Here is a 13,962-nt window from a genome sequence, read left to right as displayed (position 1 = left end):
GGCCCCGAGGAGTGCAATGTCGATCGTCAACACGGTGACCCTCCCCCGCCCCCACACCGACGTGTGGGACTGGCAACGCGACGCGGCCTGCCGCGGATTCGAGTCGTCGGCGTTCTTCCACCCCGACGGCGAACGCGGACACGCCCGCGAACAGCGCGAACTGCGCGCCAAGCTCGTCTGCGCCGGATGCCCCGTACTGGAGATGTGCCGCGAGCACGCCCTGTCCGTCGGCGAGCCCTACGGCGTGTGGGGTGGACTGTCCGAAACCGAACGCCGGGCCCGCACCAACGCGGCCGGCCGCGCGCGGCGCTGGACGGCCTTGCACCGCTGACCGTTCCGCCGTACGCGGCCCTACAGCGCGGCTTTGACCCCCGCCTCCGCGCCGAGCGCCGCAGCCTCGCCACGGCTGCCGGCCCCGAGTTTCCTGAGCACGCTCGCCACATGGAATTTCACGGTCGACTCGCTGACGCCGAGCCGTTCGGCGATCGCCTTGTTCCGTCGGCCCGCGACGAGGTGTTCGAGCACCTCGACCTCACGCGGACCGAGTTCGGCGAGTGCGTCTAGAGCCGGACCGCCCTGCGAGGGCGCCGCCAGATCCAGCGGCAGCCGTGCCGCGACCCGGCAACCCCAGCCGGGTATCGCCTCGGATTCGATACTGCCACCGAGGGTTTCGACCCGATCACGGAGCTGGCGCCCGAGTTCGGCGGCGTCGAGCCGGCCGTCTCCGTCGTCGCGGATGTCGATGGACAGGCTCTCACCGTCGCAGTGCCACGCCACCCGGATCCGCGTGACCCCGGGCTGTTCCGCGAGCGCGAGTACCGCGCCGCGTGCGACGGCCCGTGCCGCGTGCGCGACCTCACCGGGCATCCCGCGACCGTGCGCCGAGGGTTCGACCATCTCCAGCGTCAACGGCCGGTGCCGAACCAGCCCGCGCAGTTCACCGTGCATTCTGGCGAACGCGGTGGTTACGGCCTCCTCCGCGAACTCGCGGTGACGATCCACCGCCGAGCGAAGTCCGATCAGCGCGTTCGTCGCCGTCTCCCGGGCGGTCGTGCGAGCGCGGGTGTCGTCGAGATCGTTCGACCGGAGCGTCGCCAGGATCGTCTCGAGTGTCACCGCATGCGCCTCGGTGAGTTCGGCGACCGTGCGTGCCCGTTCCGTGGACGCCGCGCGCGACTCGGCGAGATAGGCCGGGCTCGCTTCCTGTACCTGGAGCTGGATCCCGGTCGCGACGACGGTGAACAACGCCCGGACGAGTTCGAATCGTTGCGCCGGCGGCCATGATCCGCGCGGCACGAGCACGAGCAGCGTGTCGGTGCGGTCGAGGATCGCGCACACCTCCCGGCTGCGGCCGCCGATCACGGCGGGGCCGCGTCTGATCTGACCGGCGACGAGTTCGCTTCGGACACGGTCGAGTTCGGCGATCGTCACCCGGTCCACTACGGCGGGGTCGCCCGCGACCTTCCGGGGCCGGCCCGTGCATTCCCGGGTGAAGACGACGAGCGCGTCGTGCGCAACGAGATCGGTGAGCAGCGCCGAGAAGCGCTGGCCGATGTCGGTGAGCGGGCCGACCAGCACGTCGCGCAGCGCGGTGATCAGGGGGCCGGCTTCGGGGTTCGTCGTGCTCACCGCCCCACGATATCGGGGGCCGGCACTCGGCCCGCTGCCGTGCACCGGCGGCTACGATTTCGGAGCAGGAAGCAGGAGGTGCCCGTGGGGTCCGCAGCACACTACGACGCTGCTCGCGGCACTGTGCCCCGTCTGCTGTTCGACCGGGTGGCCGACACTCCGGGCAGCGAGGCCTACCGATTCCCGGATTCCGGCGGCTGGGCGAGTGTGACGTGGGCGGAGGTCGGTTCGCGCGTCACGACACTCGCGGCCGGGCTCGTCGCGCGGGGTGTCGCACCGGGCGCCCGGATAGCGATCCGCGCGGCCACCAGCTATCGGGCGATCCTCGCCGATCTCGCGGTCGCGTGCGCGGGCGCGGTCTCGGTGCCGGTGTATGCCCCGACCCGCGACGACGAGGTCCGCAACCTGGCACGGCACTGCGACGCGGCGCTGACCGTCACCGACCGGGACGTGGACGCACGCGTGCTGCACCTCGATCGGCTCGCCGAACTCGCGGCGGACGGTGATGCGCTGCTCGACACCGACCCGGACGCCGTCGACGCCCGGATCGCGGAGGTCACCCCCGACTCGGCCGCGTGCCTGATCTACACCGCGTGCGACGACGGAAGCGCCAAGGGCGCGATCCTGTCGCACGGCGCGGTCGCGTACACGGCGCGGGCCATGGCGGAGGTGGGCATGATCGGCCCGCGGGACCTGCAGTTGCTGTGGCTTCCGCTGTCGCACGTGTTCGGCCGGGCGCTGCTGTTCGTGGCGATGCAGGTGGGCCTGCCCACCGCGGTGGACGGCCGGGCCGATCGGGTCGTGGAGAATCTGCGGTCGGTGCGCCCGACGTTCCTCGGTTCCGTGCCGCACGTGCTCGCGAAGATCGGCGCCGCCGCTGCGGCGGACAGGTCGGCGCTCGGCGGCCGGCTGCGGTTTCTCATCTCGGGGTCGGCGCGGTTGCCACGCGACCTCGCGAAGCGATTGGAGGATCTCGGCGTCCCGGTGTTCGAGGGATACGGGATCACCGAGACCGCCGGACCGGTGTGTGTCAACCGTCCCGACGCGCACAAACCGGGCTCGGTGGGTCTGCCGTTGCCGGGCACCGAGGTCCGGATCGCCGACGACTGCGAACTTCTCATTCGCGGTCCGTCCCTGATGACGGGCTACCACGCCGATCCGGTGGCGACCGCGGCCGCGCTCGACGCCGACGGCTGGTTCCACACCGGCGACTGCGCGACGGTCGACCCCGACGGGTTCGTCTCGATGCGTGGCCGCAAGAAGGATGTGTTCAAGACGACCACCGGAAAGTACGTGGCACCGAACGCGATCGCCGAGCGGTTCCGCGCGTTGTGTCCGGGCGCGGAGATCGTAGTGGTCGGCGAGGGTCGCTCCCACTGCATCGGTCTCGTCTTTCCCGGCGACCGCGGCGCCGACGTGCACGCGGCCGTCGAGCAGCTCAACGGCGAGCTGAACAGGTGGGAACGCATCCGGCGGGTCGCGCTCGTGGACCGGCCGCTCGGCGCCGGTGATCGGGACGAGACCGGCGCGCCGCAGCGTGCAGTGGTCCTCGAGCGGTTCGCGGACGTGATCGATCGGCTCTACGACGAGCATTGACATATGCAGCCGATTGGCTGCATATTGGAGGAGTGGATGAGGACGCGGTGTTCAAGGCCCTCGCCGACCCCACCCGCCGCAGCCTCCTCGATTCGCTGCGCGCGCATCCGGGGAGCACCCTGGGCGAGTTGTGCGACGGCCTCGACATGCGCCGCCAGTCCGTGAGCAAGCACCTGGAAATTCTCGAGCTCGCGAATCTGGTGACCACGATCCGGGACGGCCGCCGCAAGCTGCACTATCCGAATCCTGTTCCCATCCACGAGATCCGGAACCGCTGGATCTCGAAGTTCGACGAACCCCGGGTGCTCGCCCTGGACGCGATCGCTCGACGCGCGGAGGAGCTCGCGATGACCTCGACAGACGCACACACCATTCCCGACTACGTCTACACCACCTACATCCGCGCCACCGCCGAGGACGTGTGGCACGCACTCACCGACGCCGACCTGACCGCGCGCTACTGGGGGCACGCCCAGGTCTCCGACTGGACGCCGGGCAGCAGGGTCGAGCACGTCCGCACCGACGGCTCGGGCATCGCGGACTGCGCCGGCCGGGTGATCGAGGCCGACCGCCCCCGGCGTCTGACGTTCGGTTTCGACGACCCCGCACGGGTCGATAACCCGGACTTCGAGCCGAGCGTCGTGACATTCGAGATCGAACCGCACCGGGACATCGTCAAACTCACGGTGGTGCACCGGAAGCTGCGGAACGCCGACGATCTGCACGCGATCGGCCAGGGCTGGCCCGCCGTGCTCGCCAACCTCAAGACGCTGCTGGAAACGGGCGAGGTGCTGCCTCAGGCGCCGTGGGAGTTCCATGCCGAGGAACGCGCCGCGCACATGGCGCAGAACGGGTGAGACGCCTTTCCTGCGGCCGCGGATCTGCCACTAAGGAACCTCTCCGGTGTCGACATCTCCGGTAGGTACCCGCATCCACTGCCGCCGGTGTTCCCGCAGCTCGGTTTCGCGGCGGGCACGGTAGTGCGCCAACGCCGCCGACAGCAGATCACCGAGGTGATGCCGGTGATTGATCCGAGGTCTCTGCTCGGGGTCGATGTGCGGTGGCGGGATCCACTCCGTGCGACCCGGGTGCTCGGAGTTGGCCGACGCGACGCGTGTTTCCCAGCCGCCGGGCCCGTCGTGCACCAGCGCGTGGCAGGCATCGCAGGCGAGGTCCTCGTTGGTGATGTCGGTGGGTCCGCCGTCCTGCCATTCGGTGATGTGGTGGACCGCGGTGAGTGTCGCGGGGGCGTCGCAGCCCGGGCGGGTGCAGCCACCGGACGCGGCGATCAACGCCAGCCGCTGATCGGCCGACGCCAAGCGTTTCGCGCGACCGAGATGCAACGACCGGCCGTGGTGATCGAAAATCGCCAGCACCGGATGCGCGCGTTCTGCCATCCGCAGCGCGTCCCGGATCGGCACCAGCCCACCGGAGGCGGTGGTCACGATGCCGGTCGCTTCCTCGAGTTGCCTGACGGTCATGGTCAGGATCGCGGTCACCGGCAACCCGCGGTGGCTGCCGAGCACGCCCGACGACAACAACTGCCGCAGGGCGACTTTCAGTCCGTCGTGGTTGCGTTGCACCGCGGTGCGGGTGTCGCGGGCGGCGGCCTTGGCGAGCGCGTCGCGGTCCAGGGTCTCGGATTCGACGTCACCGGAAGGTGATTCGGGGTCGTCCGGGTTGTTCATGCCGGGGCGGGCGAGTTTCGCCAGGACCGGTTCGAGCAGCGCCCGGGTTTCCGGATCGATCAGCCCGGAGATCGGGGTCATGAGATCGACGCCCTGCTTGCCGATCCGCAGACCGCGACGACGTTTGCGTTCCTTCTCGTCCGGCACGTCCCCGTCCGGATTCAGGTAGGCGAGCAGATGCGCGCCGAGTTTCACCAAGTCGTCGGGCGTGACCGAGCAGGCCGCGTCCGCGAGGATCTTTTCGGCGACGGTGATCTCGTCGAATCCGACCCCGTGCGGCACCTTCCGCATCACCTTCGCGACCGCGGCGACATGGTCGGATCCGATGGTCCCGGTCTTCACAGCGGCCGCGGTGGCCGGCAGTTCCGGTTCGATGTCCTCGCCGTCGAGGGAACGCCAGGTGCCGACCTTCTTCGCGCCCTTGACCCGCCGGGCCGCGTCGGCGGCGGAGATCCGCAGCGTGCCGACCAGGAGATCGTTGACCGACCGGCACCCGAGATGCCCGGGAATTATGCGTTCGGTGGCCTCGACGACCAGTCGGTGCCCGACCGCGGAGGCCTTGCGCAGCGTGACCTCCAGGCGTTGCAGGACCCCGACGATGTCGTCGTTCGACAGGCCCGACAGATCGTCGCCGAGCAGGCCGTCGACCGCGGCGTCGAGCGCGGACAGCCGCGCCTCGACCACCGCACCCCCCACCTGGCTCGAAAGCATGTTCGAAAGTGTAGCGACGGGGCCCGACAAAAAATCCCTCCGACGTATGTCGGAGGGATTCGTTGCGAGAACTGTGGAGCTAAGGGGACTCGAACCCCTGACCCCCACACTGCCAGTGTGGTGCGCTACCAGCTGCGCCATAGCCCCTTGTGAAAATGTCCAGTGAACATGTCCACCGTGAAACTGTCTCTTCTCAAGACTACAGGCGAGAGTGTGAACTCTCGCCTGTAGTCGGAAGTGGAGCTAAGGGGACTCGAACCCCTGACCCCCACACTGCCAGTGTGGTGCGCTACCAGCTGCGCCATAGCCCCGTATTCAGTTCCTTGCTTCGCGTCCGGGGGCGAGCCCCTCGCGCTGAAAGAAAGCTACACCATCGCGCTCGGCGTCAACAAATCGGCTGGTCAGCGCGGTGATGCCGGGATCGTCTCCCGGCATCACCGCGAGTCGTCAGCCGAGTTCGGCGACCCAGTTCTCGTTGCCGAGGGCGTCGATCACGACACCGTTGTGAACGACGGCGGGGGTGCCGGCGGCACCGGTCGTGGCGAGCAACTGCCGGCCGGCCTCGGCGTCGGCGCGGGCCTGCTCGACCCGGGTGCCGTCGGCGATGCACTGCGCCGCCTCGTCGGAGACGCCGGCGTCACGTGCCATCTGCGCGAGATCTTCGTTGCTGTGGTCGCTGTCGCCGCGCTCGGCGGGCTGGTTGTCCGGGGACATCAGCGCGGAATGGAACGCCGAGTACGCGATGGCGTCACCGCTCTGCGCGACGCACTGCAGCGCCGCGACTGCACGGGTCGAGTAGTCGCCGCTGGCGGAGAGCTGATCGAGGAACGCGAGCATGTGGTAGCGCACGGCGACCCGGCCATCGTCGATCGCCTGGGCCAGTTCCTGACCGTGCTTGTGCTCGAGCTCACCGCAGTAGGGGCACATCGGGTCTTCGAACAGGTCGATGGTGGTCGCCGCGTCGGGCCGGCCGAGCAGGGCGACACCGTTGTCCGCGACCGTGACCTGCACCGCGGAGTTCTGCACACCGCCGTATCCCTCGTTGCGGGCCTTACCGCTGTTGGACTGCCACAGCACACCGCCGATGACGAGCGCGGCGATGACGAGAAGGGCGAGACCACCGAGGATGAAGGTGGACTTGCTGGACGTCGGCTCCGGCGAATACTTGACCGGCTTGACCTTCTTCGCGCTCACGGTTACTGCCCTTCGCTGCTCGGGGATTGCTGACGGGATCTCACTCTGCCATCGCGGGCTGAGCGGTAGCTGAGGACGCGCGTGAGCCCGGTCCCAGTGCCACGGGGCTGCGCGGGAACACGATCAGCCAGGCCGATAGGGCAAGGAACCCGAGGTCACGCAGGATTTCGCGGGCGTAGTCCCAGCTGTCGACGTCCGCGGCGCCACCGCCGCCGAAGCAACCGCAGTCGATGGACAGTCCCCGCGCCCACGCCGACAGGATCGCGGCGATCAGGGTGACGAGCACGACGGCGCTCACCGCGGCGACCGGACGTACCGCCAGGCCGATCAGCAGCAGCAGGCCGAGCACGAGTTCGAGCATCGGCAGCCCGGCCGCGACCGGGCGCACGATGTCCTCGGGCAGCAGTTGGTAGGCCCGGACGGCGACGATCGTCTGGGTGGGATCGGAGAACTTGATCCACCCGGAGACCAACCAGATGGCGGCCAGACCGAGCCGGGCGATCAGGCTGACGATGCGAATCCACACCTCGTCGAGGGTACCGAGCGCGGGCTCAACGGCGTATGTCGTCGGTCACCACCGGCTCGGTGACCACACCGGGCGGTGCGGTGCGCGCGAGCAGCGCCCACGGCAGTACCGCGGCGAGCAGGATCGCGCCGGTCACCGTGAACGCGACCTCGAAGGACAGGCGTTCCGCGAGCAGGCCACCGACGACCGGCCCGACCACCGATCCGACGTCGGCGGTCATCTGGAACGCCGCCAGCACCGGACCGCCACGCGCCTTGCTGCCCACGACGTCGGCGACGGCGGCCTGCTGCGGCGGGCCGAGCAGACCGGATCCGATCCCGGCGACGAGAGAGGTGACGAAGAACAGCGGCACGTCGTCGGTCAGTCCCATCCCGATCGTGGCCGCGCCGCACACCAGCAGCCCGATCAGCACGAACGGCCGCCGCCCGTAGCGGTCGGACAGGCGACCGGAGGACATGAGCACGAGGGCATTGCCGACCGCGAACACCGTCAGCGCCACGCCCGCGAGGGACGCGTCGCGCTGCAGGACCTCGACGACGAACAGCGGCATCATCGCGACCCGCACCCCGAACACGGCCCATCCGTTGGCGAAGTTCGATCCCAGCGCCGCGCGATACATCGGCACGCGCAGTGCGTCGCGCAGCCGCAGCGCCGGGGCACCGTCGGCCGCGGCCGGTTCGGCGAGTGCGGATCCGCGCAGGCTGATACCGACCACGGCAGCGGCCACCAGCAACGCGATCGCGTAGATCACGAACGGGACCCGCAGGCCGAAGCCGACCAGGGCGCCGCCGACCAGCGGTCCGCCGATGTTGCCGAGCAGGAAACTCGTCGCGTACAGACCGGAGACGCGTCCGCGCGCATCCGGCGGCGCGATCCGGATGATCAGGCCCAGTGCGGAGACGGTGAACATCGTCGAACCGATACCGCCGAGCCCCCGGAACACCAGCAGTTGCCAGTAGTTCTGCGCGAACGCGCACGCGCCGGTGGACAACGCGACGATGAGCACGCCGGTGATGTAGACGGGCCGCTCCCCCAGCTTCTGCACGAGGGCACCGCTGGCCGGCGCGAACGCCAGCCGCATCGCGGCGAACGCGGAGACGACGACGGTCGCGGCGGTGATGCCGACGTCGAAGCTGCGGGCGAACTGCGGCAGTGCCGGGGCGACGAGTCCGAACCCGAGGGCGATGACGAAGCTGGCGCTGACCAGCACCCAGATCTCCCGCGGCAGCGCCGCGTCACGTGTGCGCATGATGAGCCGATGTTAGCTTCGCGCACGACACGACCGGGGGGCCGGTCGGTCGAGCACGACCGGCGTACGGGTCAACCGAGCACGCTCGACACCAGTTCGCGCGCGGCGTCTTGCACCTGCTTCAGATGGTCGGCGCCGAGGAACGATTCCGCATAGATCTTGTAGACGTCCTCGGTGCCGGACGGCCGGGCCGCGAACCACGCGTTCTCCGTGGTGACCTTGAGTCCGCCGATCGCGGCGCCGTTGCCCGGCGCCTCGGTCAACGTCGCCGTGATCGGCTCCCCGGCCAGCTCGGTGGCACCGACCTGGTCCGCGGACAGCTTCGCGAGCACCGCCTTCTGGGCGCGGTCCGCCGGGGCGTCGACCCGCGCGTACGCGGGGCTTCCGTAGCGGGCCGCCAGATCCGCGTATCGCTGCGACGGGGTCTGCCCGGTCACCGCGATGATCTCGGAGGCCAGCAGCGCCAGCAGGATGCCGTCCTTGTCGGTGGTCCACACCGAGCCGTCCTTGCGAAGGAACGACGCGCCGGCGCTCTCCTCCCCACCGAACCCGAGGCTGCCGTCGAGCAGACCCGGCACGAACCATTTGAACCCGACGGGCACCTCGAGCAGGTCGTGGCCCAGACCCGCGGCGACCCGGTCGATCATCGAGGAACTGACCAGCGTCTTGCCGACCTTCGCGTCGGTCGGCCAGCCGGGCCGGTGCCCGTAGAGGTAGTCGATGGCGACGGCGAGGTAGTGATTGGGGTTGAGCAGGCCACCGTCGGGGGTGACGATGCCGTGCCGGTCGGCGTCCGCGTCGTTGCCCGTCGCGACGTCGAACTTCGCGCGCGCCCCGATCAGCGACGCCATCGCGTTCGGCGACGAGCAGTCCATCCGGATCTTGCCGTCCGTGTCCAGGGTCATGAACCGCCAGGTCGCGTCGACGAGCGGGTTGACGACCGTCAGGTCCAGGCGGTGCCGTTCGGCGATCGCGGCCCAGTAGTCGACGCTGGCGCCGCCGAGCGGATCGGCGCCGATCCGCACCCCGGCCTCGCGCACCGCGTCGAGATCGACGACGTTCGGCAGGTCGTCGATGTACGCGGCGAGGAAGTCGTGCCGGCCCGCGGTCGCGAGGGCGCGCGTGGCGGGCACCCGGCGGACCCCGTCGAGGCCGGCTGCGAGCAGCTCGTTGGCGCGGGCCGCGATGACGGTGGTGGCGTCGGTGTCGGCGGGACCACCGTGCGGCGGGTTGTACTTGAAGCCGCCGTCGCGCGGCGGATTGTGCGAGGGCGTCACGACGATGCCGTCGGCACGCGGCCCGGTGCCGGCGTTGTGCTGCAGGATCGCGTGGCTCACCGCGGGGGTCGGGGTGTAGCGGTCGCGGGCGTCGACGACGACCTCGACGCCGCCCGCGACGAGCACCTCGAGCGCGGTCGTCCATGCCGGCTCGGACAACGCGTGGGTGTCGCGCCCGAGGAACAACGGCCCGGTGATGCCTTGCGCGGCACGATATTCGACGATCGCCTGGGTGGTCGCGAGGATGTGCTGTTCGTTGAACGCACCGTCGAGGCTCGATCCCCGATGCCCGGAGGTGCCGAACACTACCTGCTGCAGCGGATCCTGCGGATCGGGCTGCACGGTGTAGTAGGCGGTGACCAGGTGCGCGAGGTCCTCGAGGTCGCCGGGTTCTGCCGGTTGTCCTGCTCGTTCGTGCACCATGGGGTCCTCCTCGTCGACAGCGGTGTCGCTCTCATGCAGCAGCGTCGCTCTACAGCAGTGTCGCTCTCATACTGCCCGGGGCCGACCGGGCGCGCGCGACAACACGGATCAGGCAGTGAGGGTGTACCCACCCCACGCCGCGGCAAGCCCGGCGACGACGCTGACGACGACGTAACCGATGCCGGTGAGCGGGCGCCGGATCCGGGTGAGGCCGACGGCTTCGACCGCGAACGTCGAATACGTCGTGAGGCCACCGCAGAATCCGGAACCGAGCAGGGCGAACAGATCCGGGGACAGTGCGGCGGCCCCGGACAACGCCCCGAGCAGGGCGCACCCGAACACGTTCACCGCGAGCGTCGCGAGCGGAACACTGCGATACGACCGGATGTACCGTCCCGCCAGGTAGCGGACCACGGCTCCGGCTCCGCCGCCCAGCGCGACGAACAACACGGTCACCGCGCCGCCCTTCGCCGGTGTAACCGCTCGCCGATGGCCATTCCGCACCGCGCCGCGATCAGGGCGCCGGTGAGCGTGATCGCCACGTACGCCACCGCAACCGCCGGGTTGCGGACCGCGTCGACCGCGAACGTCGAGAACGTGGTGAAGCCGCCGAGCACACCGATTCCGAGGAACAACCGCAGCAACCGGTCCGGGCCGACCATCGCGGCGAGAATGCCGAGCAGCAGCGAGCCGGCGATGTTGATCGCGGCGATCGTCCACACGCCGGGGAACGCCGTGGACAGGCCGTAGCGCGCGACCGCGCCGAGTGCTCCCCCGGCCGCGACCACCGCGACCGCTCGGGCCTGCACGGCCATCACCGTTCGCCGGTCACGAAGCCGGCGGGACCTTGGGACAGGGGCACAAATCAGCGAGGCTACCCTGCCGCCGCCCGGCTATCGCACGCTGGGCCGCCGCGCGTCGGTGCCGCCGGGACGCTGTGCGTCGGTGCCGCCGGGAGGCTGTGCGTCGGTGCCGCCGCGACGCTGCGCATCCGCCCGCACAACCTCGCCGAGGCGGACCAGGTCGTCGGCGAGTTCTCCGGACCGGTCACGGTGTGCGGGGATCAGATTGACGATGACCAGTTCGAACGCCCGCGGCATCGCCAGCACTTCGTAGGACATCGTGACGCGGGTCCGCTTCCCGGTGGGGTCCAGCCGGAACGTCCAGGCCGTCGCGTCGCGGGTGAGCGCCGCGGGTGCGGTACGCGAGCACGCGGGGCGCGGAGACCTCGGTGATCGTGCACACGCGGGTCCAGCGGATCGGGCCGACCCGATTGCGGCCGCGGAACCTCGCTCCGACCCTCGGGACCGTGGCGCCGTCCAGCCACTCGGCGCCGTGGCATTCGCTGCTCCACTCGCCGATGCGGGTGACGTCGGCGAGCACCGCCCAAATTTGTTCGGGGGTCGCATCCACCACGGTGTCGACACTGCCGCCGGGCGGGATCCGTGCCGTGCTCACGGCAGCCGTCCCGGGGTGCGGGTGATCGGCTGGGACGGGACGGCCGCCGCGTCGGTTCCGGACCAGATCGCGGCGAAGTGGCGGCGATTCGCGATACCGAGGACGTGGAGCAGGAAGAACCGCGGGATCGCCGACACGAGGTGGACGACGTGGTCGCGGTCGTCGGCTCCGAGTCCGTCGATGAGCCAGATCCCTTCCTTGCCCAGGGTCACCATGCTCTTGGGGGCGATGTTGGCGTCCTCGTCCCAGGTGCGCCATTGCGCGTCGGTGAGGGTTTCCGACACGACCGGCATCATGTCGAGTTCTTCCCGTTCGAGGTGTGGCAGCAGCACGTCGGTCAGTGCTGTCAGGGCGGCACTCAGCCTCGCCTGCGAATCGCTGTCGGGGTAGGTGAAAAGTGATGCCGCCGATTCGAGTTCGGTAATTGCGGGCTCGATCCTGCGGTGGTCGTCGTCCATGCTGTGGACGAGGGCCGCGGCGTCGGGGTTGAGGCGGACGACGAGCGGATAGAGCGCGGTGTCCTCCCCTTCGTGATGGTGGCGCAGAAAGTCCATCATCCACAGGATGTGGTCCGCGAGCGGGCCGCGGCGGTTGTCTGGGACGGGTCCTGCTTCCAGGACCGTGCGTGTGCGGAGCAGGTCGCGCCTGAGCGCGGAGTGGACGATGCCCATGATCCGGGTGTCGGCGGGGCCTGCGGGGTCGGAGATCATGACTTCTCCTGTATTCGAGGAGGATCAGCGTTCGAGGAGGATCAACCGGGATCCGCCGGAGCGTCGACGACGGTGCGCGGGTCCGGTCCGAGCAGTCGGATGATCGCGTCGGCAATCCAGTCGCGGTATCGCTGCGGCGTCCACCCGGAGTTCTCGACGAGGAGCAGGTAGACGTCGGGGCTGCCGACGGCCCAGAGACCGTCGACCTGGTCGGGTTCGGGATCCCGGCCGAGAACGAGTGCGGCCGCCTGCCTGAAATTGACGCGGCGACGTTCGTGCAGTGCGCGCTGCCGAGCGGCGAGATCGGCGTCTGCGGCGGCAGCGTGCGCGAAGGTGCGTTCGAGCGGGGCGACCCTGCCGTACTGGGCTGTCAGCAGGTCGGCGGCGGCGCCCGCGCGTTCCGCGAGAGTGCCGACGCCCAGTGCCAGGAACTCGGGGCGCTCGGCCACCGGGATCGGTTCGTCGTCCCCCGCCACCGCCACGTCGATCACCCGCAACAACAGGTCGGTCTTGGTTCCTGCGGTGGCATAGACGGTTTCGACGGCCACGCGGGCGCGGCGTGCGATGTCGCGCATGCCGGTCGCGGACCAGCCTCGTGTGGCGAACAACTCCGCCGCCGCGTCGAGCACGGCCTGCCGGGTGTCCGCCGCGTTCGCGCGGCGGCGGGGCGAGTTGTACGCCCGTCGCGGTGAGGCCGGGGGTGCCGACGATTCCGACTTCGGCATGCACCCATTCTGGAACAGCCATGAATTCAATACAAGGCTGTTCCAGTGCCAAAACGCTGCGAAACCGGCCGACCGGCCCGTTTCATGGATGTATGGACAAGGCGAATTGGGATTCCGAGACCCCGCTGTTCACGGAAGAGTGTGCAGCCGGCGGAGCCACCCTCGCGATCGGGCTCGGGGTGGTCGTCACCCTGTTGTTGTTGGTGTTCCTCGTTCCCTGAATCGAAAAGTTGCACCCCGCTTCTCCGGGTACAGGGGTCGGAAAAGCGGGGCGCGAAAGTGGCCGCGGCGAGCGTGTCGGGGGCGCGTCTCCACGACCACGACGGTTGAATCGACAACCACGGATCGAGCGTTACGCCCGTTTCCCACTTTTTCTTTTTTCGTAGGTCCCGGACCGAATGGCATGATCCGGGCGTGAAAATTCGCGCACTCGCCCTGGCCCCTCTGCTGCTTCTCGCCGTCGCCTGCGGATCCTCCGACCCGGATCCCGCACCGTCGACGCCGGACGCAACCCCCTCGACGAGCTCGGCTCCAGCGGCCGATGCCACCGGCACGGCAAGCAACGTGGTGACGATCGACGGCGACGCCGCGGAACCGAAGACCGCAGAGGCGATGTGCGCCGAGCTCCTCCCGATGTTCGAGACCCTGCGACAGACCCCCGGATACAACGTCGAGACCGCGGCCGAGCAGTTCCTCACGGCGACGATGAACGGCGAGAGCCTCCCCGAGGATCAGCGGGAGAACTACCGCGAAGCAGTCCGGGCCGCCGCGACGGG

At 69.7% G+C, this 13,962-nt stretch carries 16 protein-coding genes, 2 tRNA genes and 1 pseudogene; 5 read left to right on the top strand and 14 right to left on the bottom strand.

What is annotated here, in order from left to right; translation table 11 throughout:
* Positions 1–16: 16 nt before the first annotated feature.
* Entirely contained in the window at positions 17–331 is a 315-nt protein-coding gene (locus I0Q12_RS21290; protein ID WP_197254381.1) for a WhiB family transcriptional regulator, read from the top strand.
* A gap of 20 nt (positions 332–351) precedes the next feature.
* On the opposite strand, the gene I0Q12_RS21285 is transcribed toward I0Q12_RS21290, so the two are convergent.
* The gene (locus I0Q12_RS21285) at positions 352–1,629 is read right to left on the bottom strand and encodes a LuxR C-terminal-related transcriptional regulator (protein WP_197254379.1); all 1,278 of its coding nucleotides are present in this window, start codon (positions 1,627–1,629) and stop codon (positions 352–354) included.
* Positions 1,630–1,713: 84 nt separating this feature from the next.
* On the opposite strand from I0Q12_RS21285, the gene I0Q12_RS21280 reads away from it, so the two are divergent.
* Positions 1,714–3,225 (top strand): long-chain fatty acid--CoA ligase, encoded by a 1,512-nt coding sequence (locus I0Q12_RS21280; protein WP_197254377.1) that lies wholly within the window; start codon positions 1,714–1,716, stop codon positions 3,223–3,225.
* Positions 3,226–3,257: 32 nt separating this feature from the next.
* Entirely contained in the window at positions 3,258–4,082 is an 825-nt protein-coding gene (locus I0Q12_RS21275; RefSeq protein ID WP_197254376.1) for a metalloregulator ArsR/SmtB family transcription factor, read from the top strand.
* A 30-nt stretch (positions 4,083–4,112) separates the two neighbouring features.
* Here the strand turns inward: I0Q12_RS21275 and I0Q12_RS21270 are convergent, their stop codons facing one another.
* The 13 genes from I0Q12_RS21270 to I0Q12_RS21210 all read right to left on the bottom strand — a co-directional run bounded on the left by I0Q12_RS21270 (position 4,113) and on the right by I0Q12_RS21210 (position 13,186).
* Positions 4,113–5,624, bottom strand: coding sequence for an HNH endonuclease signature motif containing protein (locus I0Q12_RS21270; RefSeq protein ID WP_197254369.1), 1,512 nt, complete (start codon positions 5,622–5,624; stop codon positions 4,113–4,115).
* 74 nt (positions 5,625–5,698) lie between these two features.
* Positions 5,699–5,771, bottom strand: a tRNA-Ala gene (locus tag I0Q12_RS21265).
* 91 nt (positions 5,772–5,862) lie between these two features.
* A tRNA-Ala gene (locus tag I0Q12_RS21260) sits at positions 5,863–5,935 on the bottom strand.
* Positions 5,936–6,071: 136 nt separating this feature from the next.
* Positions 6,072–6,818, bottom strand: a complete 747-nt coding sequence (locus I0Q12_RS21255; RefSeq protein ID WP_197254367.1) for a DsbA family protein — start codon at positions 6,816–6,818, stop codon at positions 6,072–6,074.
* A gap of 40 nt (positions 6,819–6,858) precedes the next feature.
* Positions 6,859–7,344: a MauE/DoxX family redox-associated membrane protein gene (locus tag I0Q12_RS21250; RefSeq protein ID WP_197254365.1), complete on the bottom strand. Its 486-nt coding sequence runs from the start codon at positions 7,342–7,344 to the stop codon at positions 6,859–6,861.
* Positions 7,345–7,369: 25 nt separating this feature from the next.
* Entirely contained in the window at positions 7,370–8,593 is a 1,224-nt protein-coding gene (locus tag I0Q12_RS21245; protein WP_197254364.1) for an MFS transporter, read from the bottom strand.
* A gap of 71 nt (positions 8,594–8,664) precedes the next feature.
* The gene (pgm, locus tag I0Q12_RS21240; RefSeq protein ID WP_197254362.1) at positions 8,665–10,293 is read right to left on the bottom strand and encodes a phosphoglucomutase (alpha-D-glucose-1,6-bisphosphate-dependent); all 1,629 of its coding nucleotides are present in this window, start codon (positions 10,291–10,293) and stop codon (positions 8,665–8,667) included.
* A gap of 108 nt (positions 10,294–10,401) precedes the next feature.
* Positions 10,402–10,749: a fluoride efflux transporter CrcB gene (gene crcB, locus I0Q12_RS21235; protein ID WP_197254360.1), complete on the bottom strand. Its 348-nt coding sequence runs from the start codon at positions 10,747–10,749 to the stop codon at positions 10,402–10,404.
* Positions 10,746–11,108, bottom strand: a complete 363-nt coding sequence (locus I0Q12_RS21230) for a CrcB family protein (RefSeq protein WP_197254358.1) — start codon at positions 11,106–11,108, stop codon at positions 10,746–10,748. Before I0Q12_RS21230 ends, crcB begins: the two co-directional genes overlap by 4 nt.
* A 78-nt stretch (positions 11,109–11,186) precedes the next feature.
* Complete coding sequence (locus tag I0Q12_RS21225; protein WP_197254425.1) at positions 11,187–11,414, bottom strand: hypothetical protein; 228 nt, start codon at positions 11,412–11,414, stop codon at positions 11,187–11,189.
* The gene (locus I0Q12_RS35175) at positions 11,341–11,706 is read right to left on the bottom strand and encodes an SRPBCC family protein (protein WP_374068755.1); all 366 of its coding nucleotides are present in this window, start codon (positions 11,704–11,706) and stop codon (positions 11,341–11,343) included. Before I0Q12_RS35175 ends, I0Q12_RS21225 begins: the two co-directional genes overlap by 74 nt.
* A gap of 41 nt (positions 11,707–11,747) precedes the next feature.
* Complete coding sequence (locus tag I0Q12_RS21215; RefSeq protein ID WP_197254348.1) at positions 11,748–12,461, bottom strand: hemerythrin domain-containing protein; 714 nt, start codon at positions 12,459–12,461, stop codon at positions 11,748–11,750.
* A 41-nt stretch (positions 12,462–12,502) separates the two neighbouring features.
* Positions 12,503–13,186: a TetR/AcrR family transcriptional regulator gene (locus I0Q12_RS21210; RefSeq protein ID WP_231611143.1), complete on the bottom strand. Its 684-nt coding sequence runs from the start codon at positions 13,184–13,186 to the stop codon at positions 12,503–12,505.
* A gap of 92 nt (positions 13,187–13,278) precedes the next feature.
* Between I0Q12_RS21210 and I0Q12_RS34700 the strand changes: the two genes are divergently transcribed.
* Both I0Q12_RS34700 and I0Q12_RS21205 read left to right on the top strand, forming a co-directional pair.
* Positions 13,279–13,407: a hypothetical protein gene (locus tag I0Q12_RS34700; RefSeq protein ID WP_269437665.1), complete on the top strand. Its 129-nt coding sequence runs from the start codon at positions 13,279–13,281 to the stop codon at positions 13,405–13,407.
* Positions 13,408–13,600: 193 nt separating this feature from the next.
* Positions 13,601–13,962, top strand: a pseudogene (locus I0Q12_RS21205) (hypothetical protein); the annotation flags it as partial.

This window comes from Rhodococcus sp. CX, from assembly GCF_015865005.1.
Classification (GTDB): Bacteria; Actinomycetota; Actinomycetes; order Mycobacteriales; family Mycobacteriaceae; genus Rhodococcus.
The sequence above is the reverse complement of the archived record's forward strand: the minus strand, read 5'-3'. Positions and strand labels throughout refer to the sequence as shown.

Coding starts and splice junctions, on each gene's coding strand:
- I0Q12_RS21245 (WP_197254364.1), bottom strand. CDS start 8,593: ATGCGCACACGTGACGCGGCGCTGCCGCGGGAGATCTGGGTGCTGGTC.
- I0Q12_RS21225 (WP_197254425.1), bottom strand. CDS start 11,414: ATGTCCTACGAAGTGCTGGCGATGCCGCGGGCGTTCGAACTGGTCATC.
- I0Q12_RS21215 (WP_197254348.1), bottom strand. CDS start 12,461: ATGATCTCCGACCCCGCAGGCCCCGCCGACACCCGGATCATGGGCATC.
- I0Q12_RS34700 (WP_269437665.1), top strand. CDS start 13,279: ATGGACAAGGCGAATTGGGATTCCGAGACCCCGCTGTTCACGGAAGAG.
- I0Q12_RS21230 (WP_197254358.1), bottom strand. CDS start 11,108: ATGGCCGTGCAGGCCCGAGCGGTCGCGGTGGTCGCGGCCGGGGGAGCA.
- I0Q12_RS21210 (WP_231611143.1), bottom strand. CDS start 13,186: ATGCCGAAGTCGGAATCGTCGGCACCCCCGGCCTCACCGCGACGGGCG.
- I0Q12_RS21290 (WP_197254381.1), top strand. CDS start 17: ATGTCGATCGTCAACACGGTGACCCTCCCCCGCCCCCACACCGACGTG.
- pgm (WP_197254362.1), bottom strand. CDS start 10,293: ATGGTGCACGAACGAGCAGGACAACCGGCAGAACCCGGCGACCTCGAG.
- I0Q12_RS21270 (WP_197254369.1), bottom strand. CDS start 5,624: ATGCTTTCGAGCCAGGTGGGGGGTGCGGTGGTCGAGGCGCGGCTGTCC.